Genomic DNA, 15,900 nt, shown 5'->3' on the forward strand with positions numbered 1-15,900 from the left:
AATGCGCTAACAAGCCGAGTACTTATGCTGGTATAAAGAGTTCCAGCATGCCGCCCGACACGCCTCACGATCTCGGCACTTTCTTGCGAAGCCACCGCGAGCGGCTGCGTGCGGTTGATGTAGGGCTCCGCGACAGCCGGGAGGGACGCCGCCGGACCCCTGGCCTGCGGCGGGAAGAGGTCGCCCAGCTCTGCGGAATGAGCCCAACATGGTATACGTGGATCGAGCAGGGTCGCGACATTTCCGTCTCGCCGGCCGCCCTGGCGCGCCTCGCGGAAGCCTTGCGGATGAGCCGCGCCGAACGTGCCTATTTGTTCGAACTCACCCGCAAGCAGGATCCGGCGATCGCGGCTCCGGTCGGGCCGATGGCGATACCGCCGGTGCTGCAGCAGATCCTGGCGTCCACGCCTCACCCGGCCTATTGTCTCGACGGCCTGTGGCAGGCCTGCGCTTGGAACGCGCCGGCGCTCCATCTCTTTGCCGGCTGGCTCGGCGGCGCAGACTTGTCCTTGCTGCGCTACGTGTTCCTCGACCCGACGGCCCGCGGCTTCATCGTGGACTGGGACGAGCGGGCGCGCCGGCTCGTCGCCGAATTCCGCGCCGATACGAGCCGACGGGCGGCCGATCCAGCCGTCGCGGCTCTCGCCACACAGATGCAGCGGGACAGCGCCGCGTTCGCGGGTTTCTGGAAGGCCAATGACGTGCTTGGCCGCGAGGGTGGGCTCAGGCGCTTCAATCACCCCGAAGCGGGTCCCGTCCACTATGAGCAGATGACCCTGCACCCGGCGGGCTATGACGACCTCAAGCTCGTCATGCTGGTGCCTGCGAAAGGCTAGCGCCGCGAGGCGGCCTCAATGCCCGCGTGCGAGATCGAGCGTCCGCGTCATCGCGAACTCGCCGGTGGCGGGATCGAACCCGCGCTTGAGGCCCGTGATGGTCCAGGCCGCGTCGGCGCGTTCGAAGCGGAACAGGTGATAGGCGGCCCGATGACCCGGCGTGCCGGGCACGGCCGAGCAGGATTCCACCCCGACCACAGGCACGGGGCCGCGCGGACCTTCGAGGAGGGCGACACTCGACCTGTGGTTGTGGCCATGGATGACGAGATCCGCGCCGTGGCGCGCGATGATGTCCTCGAATTTCCGAGCGTCGCGCAGACCGCGGCCCGTCGAGGCGCCGGCCTCGTTCGGTGGATGATGCACCATCACGACCGTCGCGAGCTTTTCTCGGGACGCCTGGGCCAGCAGGGTGTCGAAGATATCGCGCTGCTCATGGCCGAGGGCGCCCGAGGCCAGGAACGGAGCCGTCGGGATCGCCGAGGACAGGCCGATCAGGGCGATGTCGCCGCGTCGGCGCAGATAGGGAAACTCGACCTCATGCGCTCCACCGGAGGCCGGCTGGTCGGAGACCCAGGGCGCGAAGGTGGCCGAAACGTGCTTGGCCGACGAGCGCGTATAGGCGTCATGGTTGCCCGGGACAAAGCTCACGTCGTGGGTGGGACCGAGGCTGGCCAGCCAATCCCGCGCAAAGGGGAATTCAGCGGTCAGGCCGATGTTCAGGATATCGCCCGTCATGGCGATGTGGTCGGGCGCTTGCGCCTGCATGTCGGCGACGAGCCGCGCCAGCATGGCCATGTCGTGCAGGCGACCGCGCCGGTTCCAGTTGATGTAGCCGGTCAGACGCTTCCCCAGCAGCTCGCGCGCGCGGGGCTTCGGCAGCGGCCCGATATGGGCATCGGACAAATGGGCGAGAAGAAAAGTCACGCGTTCCTGTCGCCTGACATGGCCGAGGGGTCAAGTCGCACGCCGCCGACCGAACGAGCGCCAAGAGGCTAACCCTCCAACCTGGACGTCAAGTCGCAGCCCGGAGGAACGCCCTTTGCCGGCGATGCCTCGTCCCCCGGCCTCCGTGTAGGACCTTGAAAATGTCAGTCGAATTTTGGCTCGGTGCCCTTGTAGCTCGGCAGCGCCTCGATCCGGGCCCAATAATCGCCAAAACCCGCAATGTCGAAGACCGCATCCTTATCCGGAGTCAAGCCGACGTAGAACAGGATCGGCGCCAGATACAGGTCCGCCAGGCTCAGATCGCCGGCGATGAAGGGGGAATCTCTTCTGACCTTCATTGCGAGATCCAGCACTTTGCGGCCGTTCTCGATACCGCTGCGTCGCATCTCCTCGTTTTTGCCACCGACGAAATCGGGGAACAGCGAATAGGCCGCGACGCCGCCGGTGAGAGCGCCATAGCCGTAGGAATCGACAAGTCCGATGATCATGTCCATGCGGGCGCGATCCTTCGGTGTCGCGGGCACCAGGGATTTGCCGGGCAGCACGTCGTTCAGATAGCGGACGATCGCGCTGGTTTCGAGAATGCGCAGGCCGTCGTGATCGAGAACCGGCACTTTGCCGAACGGATGCCGTTCCAGATGCTCAGGTTGTTTCGGATCGCCGGCCAGCACGTTGAGCGGGACCTGCTTGAAGTCGGTCACGCCTTTTTCGGCGAGCAGCATCTTGACCGTCCGCACATAGGTCGAACCGTCGAAGCCCCATAGTGTCATGTCGCTCATGATGCGCTGTCCTTGTTCGGATCCGAGAACCTGATTCTAGGGCCGCAGGCGGCAAAATCGATCTCTGCGTGCGAAGCGGAGGCTGAAGAACGCCGCCGGAGCCACGAATGATCGCTCAGGCGGCGCTGTGCCAAGATCCCGATCAGTTCCCGACATAGGCAGGACCGATCGGAGGGTCGAGCGGTCCCTCGCGGAGCGAGGGAACCGGTTCAGGCGCCTTTCAGGCTGTCGAAGTCGAAGGGAAGCGAGCGAAGACGCTTGCCCGTCGCGGCGAAGACCGCGTTCGAGACCGCGGGCGCCACCGGCGGCACCCCGGGTTCGCCGACGCCCGTGGGAGCTTCGGCCGAGGGAACGATATGCACGTCGATCACCGGCATATCGCTCATGCGCAAGGGCTCGTAGGTGTCGAAATTCGCCTGATCGACAATCCCCTTGTCGAAGGTGATCTGGTTGCGCAGCGCCGCCCCCAGGCCGTATCCGGCCCCGCCTTCCATCTGTGCCCTGATCACATCCGGGTTGATCGGAATGCCACAATCCACCGCGATCGTGATGCGGTCGACCTTGACGTTCGAGTCCTTCACCGTGACGTCCGCCACCATGGCCACGTAGGTGTTGAAGCTTTCGTGCACCGCCACGCCCTGGCCCTGTCCGGCCGGCATGGTCTTGCCGAAGCCCGCCTTTTCGGCCGCGAGTTTCAGAACGCCCACGTGTCGCGGGTGATCCTTCAGGAGCGCGAGCCTGAAATCGACCGGATTCTTGGCCGCCGCATGCGCGAGATCGTCCATCATCACCTCGACGGCCTGCGCGGTGTGGCTGTGGCCGACCGACCGCCACCAGAGCGTCGAAACCGGCGATGGCGCATCGTGCCATTCGACGAGGAGATTCGGGATCGCGTAGGGCATGTCCGCCACGCCCTCGACCGCCGTCGCGTCCACGCCCTCCTTGAACATCACGGGCTCGAAGGCGGTGCCCTTCATGAAGGATTGACCTACGAGTCTGTGATGCCAGGCCGCGATGCCGCCGTTCGTGTCGAGCGCCGCCTCCATCGCGTGGTAGAACATCGGCCGGTAGCGTCCACCCTTGATGTCGTCCTCACGCGTGTAGACGAGATGGATCGGCCGTTTCTGGTCGGTCTTGGCCATGATGGCGGCAAGCTCGCCGAAATAGTCGCCATTCGGCGTTGCGCGGCGGCCGAACGAGCCGCCGGCCCAAACCGTCTTGATGCGCACCTTGTCGGGCGTGACCCCGAGCGTCGCCGCCGCGACCGCTTGTTCGATTGTGGGGAACTGCGACCCGGCATAGAAGTCGTAAGAGCCGTCGGCGGCCCTCTCGACCGTGGCATTGAGCGGTTCCATCGGGGCATGCGCGAGATACGGGAAGGTAAATTCCGCCTTCACGACCTTGCCCGAGCTGCCGAGCGCCTGTTCGGCGTCGCCGGCCTTCGCGGCGATCGAACCCCGCGTGGCCGCGAGCTTCTTGTAATCGGCCAGCATCTCGGCGGAGGAGCGCATCTCCGCTTTCGAATCGTCCCACTCGATCTTCAGCGCGTCGCGGCCCTGGCGCGCCGCCCAGGTGTTCTCGGCCAGCACGGCGACGCCCTGCGGCACCGTCACGACGTCGACGACGCCCTTGATGGCACGCGCGGCTTTGTCATCGACACTTTTGACTGTGCCGCCGAAGCGGGTCGGCCGCTGCAGCACTGCGGTCAGCATGTTGGGCCGGCGGATGTCGAGCGCGTAGATCGCCGTGCCATTGGTCTTGACGATGTGGTCGATCCGATGGAGCTTCGTGCCGATCAGCGTGAAGTCCTTCGGGTCCTTGAGATGGACCTCCGGCGGCACGGGCTGCTGCGCCGCTTTCGCGGCAAGCTCACCGAATGTCGCCTGCTTGCCGGATTTGTGCCGGAGCACGCCCTTTTCGACCGTGACTTCGGTCGCCGGGACCTTCCATTCGTCGACCGCGGCCGCGATCAGCATGGCGCGGGCCGCGGCACCGGCCTTGCGGAGCTGGGTCCAGCTATTGTGAACCGAGGAGGATCCGCCTGTGCCCTGGATGGGTCCGAAATCGGTGTTGTTGTAGAGTTGGGCATTTGCAGGCGCGAATTCGGCCCGCATCTGTCCCCAATCGGCATCGAGTTCCTCGGCCACGATCGTCGGCAGGCCGGTGGTGACGCCCTGGCCCTTGTCCAGATGTTTGACGATCACGGTCACGGTGTTGTCGGGCGCGATGCGCACGAAGGCGTTGGGGCGCGGCGGGTCGCCCGCCACCGGCGCGATGGCCTTGCCGCCGCCCGCTGCCTCTTCGGCATAGGCGCGGCCGCCGCGGATCAGCACCCCGATCACGAGGGCGCCGGCGCCGCCGGCCTTCAGGATATCACGCCGATTGAGAGCCGTCGGCACGGGCAAGCGATCAGCCTCGGGCCGTCGAAGCATGGTCTTGGCATACATGGCGGCTGTCCTCAGGCGAGACGGTTGGCGGCGTCGTGGATGGCGGCACGGATGCGGCCGTAGGTCGCGCAACGGCAGACGTTGCCGTCCATCGCGCTCTCGATGTCGTTGTCGCTCGGCTTCGGCGTCTGGGACAACAGGCCGATCGCCGACATGATCTGGCCGGACTGGCAGTAGCCGCATTGCACGACGTCGAGCTCCTGCCAGGCGGCTTGGACGGCTTGTGCCACCTTGCCGTTCACGCCCTCGATCGTGGTGATCTCATGACCGGCGGCATCGCTGATCGCGGTCTGACACGACCGGACAGGCTGCCCGTCGAGATGCACCGTGCAGGCCCCGCATTGCGCGATGCCGCAGCCGAATTTGGTGCCCGTCATGTTGAGGAGATCCCGGATGGCCCACAGGAGCGGCATATCGGGATCGGCGTCGAGCGCGTGCGTCGACCCGTTGATTTTGAGGCTGATCATCGTTCGTTCCCAATGAGGAATGTGCCGGCCCATCTGGCCAAACACAGTCCGGTGAGATGTTGGGAGCTTCGGTCAGGCGCGCTGCGCGTGACGGCGCAAAGGGCGACCCGACCAAAGCGGGCATAGACGTGGGGACACAGGTCCAATTGAACACGTACCTGAACATCTACCTCGTGGAGGCCGGCGTCAACCAGTTTCGAGGCGTTCTAAGAAGCCTAAACAAGGCTTTGACGCCATGCCCGTGCGGGCCGATGATTGAACCCTCATGGAACTTGATGATGACCAAGACCGCATTGATCACCGGGGTCACGGGGCAGGATGGCGCCTATCTGGCACGCTTGCTGCTCGACAAAGGCTATGTGGTGCACGGCGTGAAGCGACGGTCCTCGTCCTTCAACACCGGGCGGATCGAGGACATCTACCAGGATCGGCATGTCGAGAACCCGCGCTTCATCCTCCACTACGGCGACCTGACCGACGCCACCAACCTGATCCGCATCGTGCAGGAAACCCAGCCCGACGAGATCTACAATCTCGCGGCGCAGAGCCATGTGCAGGTGTCGTTCGAGACCCCGGAATATACCGCCAACGCCGACGGGCTAGGCACCTTACGGCTGCTCGAAGCGATCCGCATCCTGAAGCTCGAAGGCCGCACACGCTTCTACCAGGCCTCGACCTCCGAACTCTATGGCCTGGTCCGGGAAGTCCCGCAGTCGGAGACGACGCCCTTCTATCCGCGCTCGCCCTATGGCGTCGCCAAGCTCTATGCCTATTGGATCGTGGTGAACTACCGCGAGGCCTATGGCCTGCACGGCTCGAACGGCATCCTGTTCAACCACGAGAGCCCGCTGCGCGGCGAGACTTTCGTGACCCGCAAGATCTCCCGGGCCGCGGCTGCGATTCATCTGGGACGGCAAGGCAAGCTTTACCTCGGTAATCTCGACGCGCGTCGCGACTGGGGCCATGCCAAGGACTACGTGCACGGCATGTGGCTGATGCTGCAGCAGGAGATGCCCGACGACTATGTGCTGGCGACCGGGGTCACGACACCGGTCCGACAATTCGTCGAATGGGCCTTCGCCGAGGTCGATATCACCATCGTCTGGGAGGGGGTGGGCGTGGAGGAAAAAGGCTATGATGCGGCGAGCGGCCGCTGCCTCGTCGAGATCGATCCGCGGTATTTTAGGCCGACCGAGGTGGATCTGCTGCTCGGGGATCCAAGCAAGGCGCGGAGGAAGCTCGGCTGGGCGCATACGACGACGGTGCGCGACATGGTCTCCGAAATGGTGCGGGAGGACCTCAAGGTCATGCTGACCGCGCCGATCATGAGGGACGGCTGACGTGTACGATCTCGCTGGAAAGCGGGTGTGGGTCGCGGGTCATCGCGGTCTTGTCGGCAGCGCCTTGGTGCGCCGCCTGGCGTCGGAGCCATGCCAGATCCTGACCGTCGGGCGGGAGGAGGTCGACCTGAAGCGGCAGGACGCCGTCGAACGCTTCCTGGCGGCCGAGCGTCCGGACGCGATCGTCATGGCCGCCGCCAAGGTGGGCGGCATATTGGCGAATGACGCATTCCCGGCCGATTTTCTCTACGACAACCTGATGATCGCCGCCAATCTCGTGGAGGCCGCGCATCGCAACGGCGTCGCGCGATTCCTGTTTCTCGGCTCGTCCTGCATCTACCCCAAACAGGCGGAGCAGCCGATCGCCGAGGACGCTCTTCTGACCGGGCCCCTTGAGCCGACCAACGAGGCTTATGCGGTGGCCAAGATCGCCGGCATCAAGCTCGTCCAGGCCTATCGCAGGCAGCATGACCGCGACTATATCGCGGCCATGCCGACGAATCTCTATGGACCCGGTGACAATTTCGATCCCCAGTCCAGCCATGTCCTGCCGGCGTTGATCCGCAAGGCGCATGAGGCCAAGGAGGCCGGGCAGCGGAGCCTGACGATCTGGGGCACGGGCACCCCACGGCGCGAGTTCCTGCATGCCGACGATTGCGCGGACGCGCTGGTTTTTCTCCTCAAAGCTTATTCCGCGATGGAGCACATCAACGTCGGTTCGGGTCAGGATCTCGCCATCTTGGATCTGGCGCGCCTCGTCTGCGAGGTCGTTGGTTTCCAGGGCGAGATCGTGCACGATCTGTCGAAGCCCGACGGCACGCCGCGCAAGCTGATGCGGGCCGACAAGCTGCGGGCTCTCGGCTGGTCACCCACGATCGCACTGCGGGACGGCATCGCAGGCGCCTACGGCTGGTTTCTGGCCAACCGCGCCCGCGGGTGAAGCGGTCGACCGCAGCTTACGGTACGGAAGTTGCGACGCCGCCCGAAACGCCATCGGGAGGCAACCATCATGAGCCACATCGTTTCGGATCGAGACAGTCGTCCGGTCCTGAAAACCCTGATCGGGACAGGACTGCTGCTGATGGGACTTGTCGGCAGCCTTATGGCTGTTCTGACGCTGCCCTGGCTGGTGTTGCGCCTCGTTTTATGGGCGACGCGCTAACCACTCCTGCCAAGGGCCCTTCACACAGGCGCCGCCGCATTTTAGAACATCAGCGTCCCTGACTGGGCCAGGGCATTTCGCGAGGGGACAATGAGACTTGCCGCCGGTTTGATCATGCTTGCGTGGAGCGGCACGTCGGCATTCGCGGTCGTGGATGTCGCGCACCTGCCCGACACCTGCAAGACCACGATCGCGGCGATCAAGAGCGACAATGCGAAGATCGCGGAATTCGGTCGCGTCATGGCCAAGGCCAAGAAGGCGCAGGACAATGCGAACTTCTGTTCGGCCGCCAAACAGACACTGGCGCTCGTGGCCGACGACGGCGCGCAGATCGAACGTTGTCTCGGGGAGCTGGCCGTCGACAAGACCGTGTCGCAGGATACGGTCGGCCAGTTCACGGAAATCAAGAACTACTATCGCAAGATGCTGGACGCCGCGAAGGAACCAGCGAACGACCACATGCACTGCGGCCTCGCTGACTGAGGGCACCTCGAGAGTCGCCCCGCATCCCTGAGTTATGCTCCCCCCGTGGCTCCCACCTTCGGGAAAAGCCACGCGGTGGATGTCTAGGCTCGCTTATGCCACGCGTGTGGTTCGGGCTTCGGCTGAACTTACCCTGGGTGGAACAACCGAGTCCTATGATCCAGCGTTCGCGGAGCGTAAGGGGCGGGCGATCTCGTGTTGCCCCGTACCCTTAGTTAAGCTACAATCTACACGCATCGGTCATTCTGCATCAGCGCTGCGAACTGCTTGATTTTGTGACACGTTTTGGGTTCTGGCGATCGACTGGCCCCGACCTGTTCCAAGAAACTATCGGAGCGATCGATCCATGCATAACGATATGCAGCGGCGACTGACCGCGGAATTCATCGGAACGTTCTGGCTGGTTTTTGGCGGCTGTGGTGCCGCAGTCGTCTCGGCGGCTTTCCCCCAACTCGGCATCGGCTTTACGGGTGTCGCCTTTGCGTTCGGGTTGACCGTGTTGAGCATGGCCTATGCGGTCGGGCATATTTCCGGCGGTCATTTCAATCCCGCCGTGACCCTCGGCCTCTGGGCGGCCGGGCGCTGCGCCAACAAGCACGTCGTGCCCTACATCGTCGTTCAGGTGGTGGGCGCCATCCTGGCGTCGGGCGTGCTCTATATCATCGCTTCGGGAAAACCCGACTGGGTGCCGGGCGGGTTCGCGTCGAACGGCTACGGCGATCTGAGCCCGAACCATTATTCGATGCTGTCGTGCTTTCTCGCCGAGCTCTTGCTCACGTTCTTCTTCCTGATGATCATCATCGGCACGACGTCCAAGGGCGCTGCAACCGGCTTTGCCGGGATTCCCATCGGCTTGGCCCTGACCCTCATTCACCTGATTTCCATCCCGATCACCAACACGTCGGTGAACCCGGCCCGCAGCATTGCGCCCGCCCTCTTCGCGGGTGGCTCGTATATCGCGCAGCTGTGGCTGTTCATCATCGCCCCCATCGCGGGCGCGATGATCGCAGGCGTCGTGGCGCGCAACCTCTACGATGACTCGTCGATGGTCGAGACCGTGGTGGTGGAGGAACGACGCACCAACTGATCGCTTATGACCCGACCGGGCGGGTGTCTTCTTCGGAGATGACCCGGTCAGGCCAACACGCCTCAGCCGGACGGTCTCAGCGCTGCTCGACGCCCTGAGGTCTCCGGCGCGGCACGGGACCCACGTCATCCGTCACGCTCGGCGCGGCGGGTTGGCACGTCAGGCCGAGGGAGGGACAGGAGCGCATCACGACAGCCGCGAGGGCGCGCCGTGAGGCGCCGTCGGCCGAGCGGCTGAGGCCGTCGAGGCTTTTGGCGAGCGTGCGCAGGTCCGGCACGTCGGGTCCCAGATCGGAAGGGCCGAACACCATATCGCCAAGCGTTCGGACACCGTCCGCCAGGGCGCCAGTCAGGTGGTCGGCCAACGTCGCTGCGCGGGCGTTGGCACCGCCGGTGCGTTCCCCATGGGCGAGCGAAAGCACGAACAGCACCACGACCACCAAACCGATCAATCGCAACATCTGGTCATTCCGTCCCGATCAGGAGATGAATCCTGCACCCGGCGGGCGGCGCTTTCGTCGCCGGTTCATTCCGCCGCGAAACGCTCCAGTCCGGGCGAGCGGGCGGCCGCATCGGCCGCAGGGTCGTTCCAGCCGGTCTCCCAACCGAGATCGGGCACCACGATGGCGCGCGAGCCGGACAGGCCGGACCGGGCCACGAGCCGGTCGCTCTTTTCGAGGTGACGCAGGCGGCTGCGCGCCCGGCCTGGCGCGTGCTGGCCGCAGAGCGCCGCAATGGCGGCATCGCTGGGGCAGGGCGCTCCTGTCATAGCGGCCGCGGCGACAATCAGGAACACGGCTTGGAGATCGTCGGGAATCTCCCGCGCGATGTCGATCGCCCGAAGCCAGTCCGGGTGCCCGGCCCGCTCCGGATCGAGACCGGCGCGCCCCGCGTTGATCAGGAGCTTGAATTCGGTCAACGGCAGCGGCGCCCCGCCGACGCGTTTGATGCGGCAGCGGACGCAAAAATCTTGGTACAGCAGGGTCTCGGGCCGGAAATGCGCATCCGTTTCCTGCAGGATATCGTGAACGATAATGCGATAGGCCGCCTCGCGTTCGGGCTGCGGTAGCGCCTCGACATCCTCATCGACGGCTGTGACGGCCGGTCGGTCGCGCACGATCTGCTCCAGAATTTCCTTCATGGAGGGGGTAGCCGGCGTCGGAGCGCGGCGCTCCACGGGTGCGCGGATCTCCAGCGGCACGGGGGCCAGGATGAGGTCGCGCGCCTCGGCCGCCGGTTGGTCGGGTAGCGGCATCAGGCTGGGCGTTCCGGCGCGCGGCGCCGTCTCGACTGTGCCTACCCTGACAGGCAACGGGCGCCGCGCGAGGGCCGGGCCGAGCGCCACGAAATGGCCGCGCTGCAACTCGCGGAACATCTCGGCCTGACGTCGTTCCAGGCCAAGCAGATCGGCCGCCCGCGCCATGTCGATGTCGAGGAAGGTGCGGCCCATCAGGAAATTGGTAGCTTCCGCCGCCACGTTCTTGGCGAGCTTGGCCAGGCGCTGCGTGGCGATGACGCCGGCGAGGCCCCGCTTGCGGCCACGGCACATCAGATTGGTCATGGCCCCGAGCGACAGTTTGCGCACGTCCTCGGCCACGTCGCCCGACACGGCGGGCGCGAACAATTGCGCCTCGTCGACCACCACGAGAGCCGGGAACCAATAGGCCCGATCGGCCTCGAAGAGCGCATTGAGGAACAAGGCCGCGGCCCGCATCTGGGCTTCCGCGTCGAGCGTGTCGAGGCTGAGCACGGCCGAGACGCGATGCTGGCGCACCCGCCCGGCGATACATTCGAGATCGGCGGCGCTGCGGTCGCCATCCACCACGACGTGGCCGAACCGCTCCGCCAGGGTCACGAAATCCCCCTCCGGGTCGATCACCACCTGCTGCACGTGCGGCGCGCTCTGTTCGAGCAGGCGGCGCAGCAGGTGCGACTTGCCCGAGCCGGAATTTCCCTGCACCAGAAGCCGCGTTGCCAGCAGCTCTTCGAGATCGAGCATCACCGGCGCGGCTGTTCCGCCTGGAGCCGCAGCCGTACCCATGTCGATGTCGATCCTCATTGGCCTCCCTCGCCGGTCAGCGCGGATCAAGTGCATGCGGTCGAAAAGCGGGTCAACCGTGGGTGGCAGGTTATCCCCTGTGGCGCGGCAGGTTTCGGTCGAGGGAGACATTCTATACGTGTGGAGGTTTGACGGTCCAACGGGATCGCGCGGGCATTATTCCAGGATCGTCCCGCCGCCGCGCTCCCAGACCATCGCCCAAAACTGCCGACCCCAATTGGTCTGATGTCCGTCGAGATAGCGTGACTTGCCGAGCGCCTCGCCCAGCCGTGCCATCAGTTTGGCGAATTCCGCGTCATTCGGGTTCGCTGCCAACCAAATCCGGCCGAGCACATAGGAAAGCAGAGCATGGAAGAGCGTGATGCGTGTCGCCTTCTGTGCATCATAAGCGCGTGGAGACATCTCGACGATCGCGCGCGAATCCGTAGCCGGTTCGTTGGCGTCGTTAAGGCGATTCAGGCGAAGCTGCCATTGCGCGATGCCGCGACCGTAGTGCGCATAGGGTTGAATCGCGCTCGCGAACTCACGCATGAACGTAGACCAGGGCTCGTCCCAAAGGCCTGATCCGTAATGTGACCAAAGGTTTGCTTGTAGCCATGCGCGGAGTTTGCCGGGCGTCAGCTCATCCGCATCCCATTTCAGCAATTCCGCTTCGGCATCTGCATGGCCGCATACGCCCAATTCGATGACGCCGATCGCCTCGATGCATTGTCGTGTCAATGCGAGAGCGTTGGCATGCATTCCGTCGCGGTTCGCTCGGTTTGCCAGCAACAGCGTGTCGAGAACGAACCAATGTGCCAACATCGATGCCGACTTCACTTGTAGCACCATGTCGTTGGCCGTCACGGCAGCGGAAATGCGTGCCATGACTTGGCAGGTGGAATGTTCGCTGATTGCGAACCAGTCCGGTTTAGAGCGTGTCATGATGCTGATTTACCGGGTAGCGGCGATTCAAGCCGTCGCTGTAATGTTCAAACAGAGAGAATCGATGCGAGTACAACCCCAAACTCGACCCAAAAATCACGTGCTGTCCAGCGACGGCCTTACGCACTATGACGAACGCATCACATCACGTCTCTGCGCTTGCTTGGCGCCGACAGACTGCGTCATTCACCATCTCGACGACCACGGCTATCGATGAGGTGACGCCATGTTGATGACCACACGCAAGCCGGCCACCGTCGGCGAAATTCTGACGGAAGAGTTCATGCAGCCGCTCGGCCTGACGCAGGCGGTGCTGGCCGAGGCGATGGGCGTGCAGCGCAAGCACGTGAACGAACTCTGCAACGACCGCCGCAACGTGACGGCGGCGACGGCTCTCATTCTAGCGCGGGTGTTTGGCAATAGCCCAGATTTCTGGCTGAACACTCAGCGTCGCAGCGACTTGTGGCGCGTCATGAATTCACCCGACGAGCGGGCGCGGGTCGACCGCGCCAAACCCTTGGCCACGGCCGCTTAGCAAGGCGCGATCCGGCCGCATCGTCCTCAACCCCGGCGGCGAGCGCGGGGCCCGATTCGGACACCGCCACGTCTCCATCGCCAGCTTCAGTCAAAACGAGGGGGCCCCGTGTGGGGGTGTTAAAGTGTCACGCGCATGCTGGATGCCACGGGAGGGCTCGATGGCGAGATGGCGGTGGCACTGGATCGTATGTGGGATGCTGGCGCTTGCATCCCCGCGCCTTGCGGCGGCGGCCGGCCTTCCGAGCCCGGAGGTCCACCTCGCCGGACCCGCGCAGGCGGTGTTCGTGCCGGCCCGCGATGGCTGCGACGGCAGCGACGTGCCGGATACGCCGGCCCGCGCCTTTCGCCGCGCCGACGGGCAGGTCGTGCTGTTCGGACTGCATTATACGAACCATCCACTGGTCGGCCCTCGTCTCGATCAACTCAAGTTATCCTGCCGCTCGGCCCTGCTGGCCCATGAAAATCCCGACCCGGCCGCCTATGACGACCGCAGCTGGATCGCCGCCACCTGGACGCGGGACGGACGCTCAGTCGATGCACTCGTGCACCACGAGTATCAGGCCAACCAACACCCCGGCCGCTGCCGCTTTTCCGAATACATGAAGTGCTGGTTCAACACGGTGCTGGCGGTGCGGTCGACCGACGGCGGTGCCACCTTCGCGAAGACCGCCGCGCCCGTCGTGGCCTCGGCGCCGTTCCCGCAGACCGAGCAACAAGGCCGGCATCGCGGCTTCTTCAATCCGTCGAACATCGTGTCGGACGGCACGTTTTTCTACATGATGAGCTCGACGACCGGCTGGGACGGCCAGGAGGGCGGCGTGTGCCTGTTCCGCACGCGCGATCCCGACGATCCGGCCGCGTGGCGGGCCTATGACGGCACCAGTTTTACCGTGCGCTTCGGCGATCCTTATCGCACGCCGCCGCATGTGCCGCCGCACTGCCAGACCATCGCTCCGTTTCCGGCGCCGGTCGGCAGCCTTTCGCGGCAGCGCGGCAGCGGGATCTGGTTTGCCGTGTTCCAGGCCGCCAAGGACGCGGGTGTGTTCCCGGTCTCAGGCCTCTATGCCGCGACGTCGCACGATCTCCTGCATTGGAGCCTACCCCGGCTGATCCTGGCGGGTGCCACCAATTACGATGACCCCTGCCACGCCGGAGCCCGGATGATCGCCTATCCGTCGCTGATCGATCCAGCCGCCCAAGGTCGCAATTTCGATGACGTGGGCGCGACCGCCGACCTCTACTTCGCCAGCATGGCGGTCGCGGGCTGCAGCATTACGGGCGACCGCGTGCTCATGCGCCAGCCCGTGATGCTGAAGGTGGGGCCCTGAAGTCTTGCTCGGCTGGCTTGGCCTCCCGGGCCGCCAAGGCAACTGCCCGCTTCAAGACGGTGCTCGGTTTTGACCTGGTCTCTGTGCATTGCTCGGACAGAGATCCATAGGAGCGTGCCGGCAGCCGATCCTTTGGCGGGATTCGGCCCGTTGCAGACCTGGCTGCGTGGGCTATCCTCCGCCTTCATCAGACTGGAGATGAGGGATGGCGCAGTTGCTTGGCGGCATCGGCAACGCCTTCTCGGATCGCAACTTTCGGATCTACTCGATCGGTTCGATCACGTCCTGGATCACATATTTCGTCCAGAACATCACCTTCTCCTGGGTCGCATGGGACGCCACCCATTCCACGACGTGGCTTGCGCTCGTCTCCGCCGCAACGACAGTCACGACGATCGTGTTCCTGCCACTCGGTGGCGTGTTGGCCGACCGGCACGACCGACTCCGCATCCTGATGGGGGCCTATGCGCTCGACTGGATCAAGTCGGCCGCGTTGGCGGCCCTGGCGCTGACTGGGCATCTCACCCTGCCGGTCATCTGCATCAGCGCGGTCGCGCACGGTCTCATTCACAGCTTCAGTATTCCCGCCTCCTACGGGCTGCTTCCCCGCTTCGTCGCGAAGGAAAAGCTCGCGGCGGCGATCGGTGTCAGTGCGGCCTACACCCAGTTCGCCATCTTCGCCGGGCCCGTTATGGCAGGCTGGATTCTTGTTCATTGGGGCGCGGGGCTCGCCTTCATCGTGAACGTCGTAGGCTACGCGGTCTTCTTCGGCACGACGGCGCTGCTGAGGACTCCTCCGGCCTATGCGCAGGGTCGGTCGGCGCGGGCTTCGATGAAGACCGACTTCCTCGAGGGGATCAACTACATCATCACCCACCGGGGCTTGTCGGCCTTGCTGGTCTTGGTTCTTGTGGGTGATGCCATCGCGGCGTCGATTAATTCGATGATGCCCGCCTATACGAACATGGTGCTCGAACTTGGTGTGGGCACGATGGCGACCATGTTCAGCGCGGCGGGGATCGGAGCGACCGTCGCGGCGCTGTGGTTGGCCTATGGGGGGCTTGGATCAGCCACCGCGTCTCGGGTGCTGTGGGCCGTGCTCGGCTTCGCGGTCGCGGTCTACGTGCTGGCCGGCGCGACCGCGTTGGCCATCGCGTTGTTCGGAATGCTGCTGTTCGGCTTCTTCGGCGAGACGAGGCGGACCGGAACCGTTTCGCTGATGCAGTCGCACGTCGACGACGCCCGGCGCGGCCGGGTCATGTCCACGCTGTTCCTGTTCACACAGATTGCGGGTGCGGCGGGCACGTTGACCGTGGGAATGGGTGCAAACTGGACCGGTCTACGGATCCCCCTGGCGATTTCGGCGATCACGCTGACGATCGTCTGGCTCGGCGTGTTTCGCAGACGACATGAGATTACTCACGCTTTCTCTGCTGACGCGCCAGCATGAGTGTTTATCGGACTATGCTTGGCCCGCATTTCACCCTCAACAGTCATTGGAGAAGGG

Annotated in this window: 16 protein-coding genes; 9 read left to right on the forward strand and 7 right to left on the reverse strand. The window is 64.7% G+C overall.

The genetic code is table 11. The features are described 5' to 3' along the window. Window positions 1-47 precede the first annotated feature (47 nt). A complete protein-coding gene (locus tag M8523_RS20315; protein WP_282586732.1) occupies window positions 48-836 on the forward strand; it encodes a helix-turn-helix transcriptional regulator in 789 nt (262 codons plus the stop codon). A 15-nt stretch (window positions 837-851) separates the two neighbouring features. Here the strand turns inward: M8523_RS20315 and M8523_RS20320 are convergent, their stop codons facing one another. From M8523_RS20320 to M8523_RS20335, 4 genes are all read right to left on the reverse strand, one after another. Further along, on the reverse strand, window positions 852-1,760 hold the full coding sequence (locus M8523_RS20320; RefSeq protein ID WP_282586733.1) for a metallophosphoesterase family protein: 909 nt from the start codon (window positions 1,758-1,760) through the stop codon (window positions 852-854). Window positions 1,761-1,924: 164 nt separating this feature from the next. Next, entirely contained in the window at window positions 1,925-2,560 is a 636-nt protein-coding gene (locus M8523_RS20325) for a glutathione S-transferase family protein (RefSeq protein ID WP_282586734.1), read from the reverse strand. A gap of 209 nt (window positions 2,561-2,769) precedes the next feature. Continuing rightward, window positions 2,770-4,992 carry a xanthine dehydrogenase family protein molybdopterin-binding subunit gene (locus M8523_RS20330; RefSeq protein WP_282586857.1) on the reverse strand — a complete coding sequence of 741 codons (2,223 nt, stop codon included), beginning with the start codon at window positions 4,990-4,992 and terminating at the stop codon, window positions 2,770-2,772. Window positions 4,993-5,018: 26 nt separating this feature from the next. Further along, window positions 5,019-5,474, reverse strand: coding sequence for a (2Fe-2S)-binding protein (locus M8523_RS20335; protein ID WP_282586735.1), 456 nt, complete (start codon window positions 5,472-5,474; stop codon window positions 5,019-5,021). 278 nt (window positions 5,475-5,752) lie between these two features. Between M8523_RS20335 and gmd the strand changes: the two genes are divergently transcribed. From gmd to aqpZ, 5 genes are all read left to right on the forward strand, one after another. After that, complete coding sequence (gmd, locus tag M8523_RS20340) at window positions 5,753-6,814, forward strand: GDP-mannose 4,6-dehydratase (protein WP_282586736.1); 1,062 nt, start codon at window positions 5,753-5,755, stop codon at window positions 6,812-6,814. A gap of 1 nt (window position 6,815) precedes the next feature. Next, a complete protein-coding gene (fcl, locus tag M8523_RS20345; RefSeq protein WP_282586737.1) occupies window positions 6,816-7,754 on the forward strand; it encodes a GDP-L-fucose synthase in 939 nt (312 codons plus the stop codon). A 69-nt stretch (window positions 7,755-7,823) separates the two neighbouring features. Then, complete coding sequence (locus M8523_RS20350) at window positions 7,824-7,976, forward strand: hypothetical protein (protein WP_282586738.1); 153 nt, start codon at window positions 7,824-7,826, stop codon at window positions 7,974-7,976. Between the two features lie 90 nt (window positions 7,977-8,066). Beyond that, complete coding sequence (locus M8523_RS20355) at window positions 8,067-8,459, forward strand: hypothetical protein (protein ID WP_282586739.1); 393 nt, start codon at window positions 8,067-8,069, stop codon at window positions 8,457-8,459. Window positions 8,460-8,805: 346 nt separating this feature from the next. Beyond that, window positions 8,806-9,546, forward strand: coding sequence for an aquaporin Z (aqpZ, locus tag M8523_RS20360; RefSeq protein ID WP_282586740.1), 741 nt, complete (start codon window positions 8,806-8,808; stop codon window positions 9,544-9,546). Window positions 9,547-9,622: 76 nt separating this feature from the next. Here the strand turns inward: aqpZ and M8523_RS20365 are convergent, their stop codons facing one another. The 3 genes from M8523_RS20365 to M8523_RS20375 form a co-directional block, all read right to left on the reverse strand. Next, on the reverse strand, window positions 9,623-10,006 hold the full coding sequence (locus M8523_RS20365; RefSeq protein ID WP_282586741.1) for a hypothetical protein: 384 nt from the start codon (window positions 10,004-10,006) through the stop codon (window positions 9,623-9,625). A gap of 65 nt (window positions 10,007-10,071) precedes the next feature. Then, complete coding sequence (locus tag M8523_RS20370) at window positions 10,072-11,604, reverse strand: helicase HerA domain-containing protein (protein ID WP_282586742.1); 1,533 nt, start codon at window positions 11,602-11,604, stop codon at window positions 10,072-10,074. Between the two features lie 156 nt (window positions 11,605-11,760). Next, window positions 11,761-12,450, reverse strand: a complete 690-nt coding sequence (locus M8523_RS20375; RefSeq protein WP_282586743.1) for a hypothetical protein — start codon at window positions 12,448-12,450, stop codon at window positions 11,761-11,763. Between the two features lie 304 nt (window positions 12,451-12,754). Between M8523_RS20375 and M8523_RS20380 the strand changes: the two genes are divergently transcribed. From M8523_RS20380 to M8523_RS20390, 3 genes are all read left to right on the forward strand, one after another. After that, complete coding sequence (locus M8523_RS20380; protein ID WP_282586744.1) at window positions 12,755-13,063, forward strand: HigA family addiction module antitoxin; 309 nt, start codon at window positions 12,755-12,757, stop codon at window positions 13,061-13,063. Between the two features lie 160 nt (window positions 13,064-13,223). Further along, window positions 13,224-14,393, forward strand: a complete 1,170-nt coding sequence (locus tag M8523_RS20385; RefSeq protein ID WP_282586745.1) for a glycoside hydrolase family 183 protein — start codon at window positions 13,224-13,226, stop codon at window positions 14,391-14,393. A gap of 205 nt (window positions 14,394-14,598) precedes the next feature. Next, entirely contained in the window at window positions 14,599-15,843 is a 1,245-nt protein-coding gene (locus M8523_RS20390; RefSeq protein WP_282586746.1) for an MFS transporter, read from the forward strand. Window positions 15,844-15,900: the final 57 nt, after the last annotated feature.

Source organism: Lichenifustis flavocetrariae (assembly GCF_026130545.1).
GTDB classification, from domain to species: Bacteria; Pseudomonadota; Alphaproteobacteria; order Rhizobiales; family Beijerinckiaceae; genus Lichenihabitans; species Lichenihabitans flavocetrariae.

What these genes read in the sequence shown, in the direction of transcription:
- M8523_RS20315 (WP_282586732.1), top strand. Translation starts at nt 48, where the DNA reads ATGCCGCCCGACACGCCTCACGATCTCGGCACTTTCTTGCGAAGCCAC.
- M8523_RS20325 (WP_282586734.1), bottom strand. Translation starts at nt 2,560, where the DNA reads ATGAGCGACATGACACTATGGGGCTTCGACGGTTCGACCTATGTGCGG.
- M8523_RS20330 (WP_282586857.1), bottom strand. Translation starts at nt 4,992, where the DNA reads ATGCTTCGACGGCCCGAGGCTGATCGCTTGCCCGTGCCGACGGCTCTC.
- M8523_RS20335 (WP_282586735.1), bottom strand. Translation starts at nt 5,474, where the DNA reads ATGATCAGCCTCAAAATCAACGGGTCGACGCACGCGCTCGACGCCGAT.
- gmd (WP_282586736.1), top strand. Translation starts at nt 5,753, where the DNA reads ATGACCAAGACCGCATTGATCACCGGGGTCACGGGGCAGGATGGCGCC.
- M8523_RS20350 (WP_282586738.1), top strand. Translation starts at nt 7,824, where the DNA reads ATGAGCCACATCGTTTCGGATCGAGACAGTCGTCCGGTCCTGAAAACC.
- M8523_RS20355 (WP_282586739.1), top strand. Translation starts at nt 8,067, where the DNA reads ATGAGACTTGCCGCCGGTTTGATCATGCTTGCGTGGAGCGGCACGTCG.
- aqpZ (WP_282586740.1), top strand. Translation starts at nt 8,806, where the DNA reads ATGCATAACGATATGCAGCGGCGACTGACCGCGGAATTCATCGGAACG.
- M8523_RS20365 (WP_282586741.1), bottom strand. Translation starts at nt 10,006, where the DNA reads ATGTTGCGATTGATCGGTTTGGTGGTCGTGGTGCTGTTCGTGCTTTCG.
- M8523_RS20370 (WP_282586742.1), bottom strand. Translation starts at nt 11,604, where the DNA reads ATGAGGATCGACATCGACATGGGTACGGCTGCGGCTCCAGGCGGAACA.
- M8523_RS20380 (WP_282586744.1), top strand. Translation starts at nt 12,755, where the DNA reads ATGTTGATGACCACACGCAAGCCGGCCACCGTCGGCGAAATTCTGACG.
- M8523_RS20385 (WP_282586745.1), top strand. Translation starts at nt 13,224, where the DNA reads ATGGCGAGATGGCGGTGGCACTGGATCGTATGTGGGATGCTGGCGCTT.
- M8523_RS20390 (WP_282586746.1), top strand. Translation starts at nt 14,599, where the DNA reads ATGGCGCAGTTGCTTGGCGGCATCGGCAACGCCTTCTCGGATCGCAAC.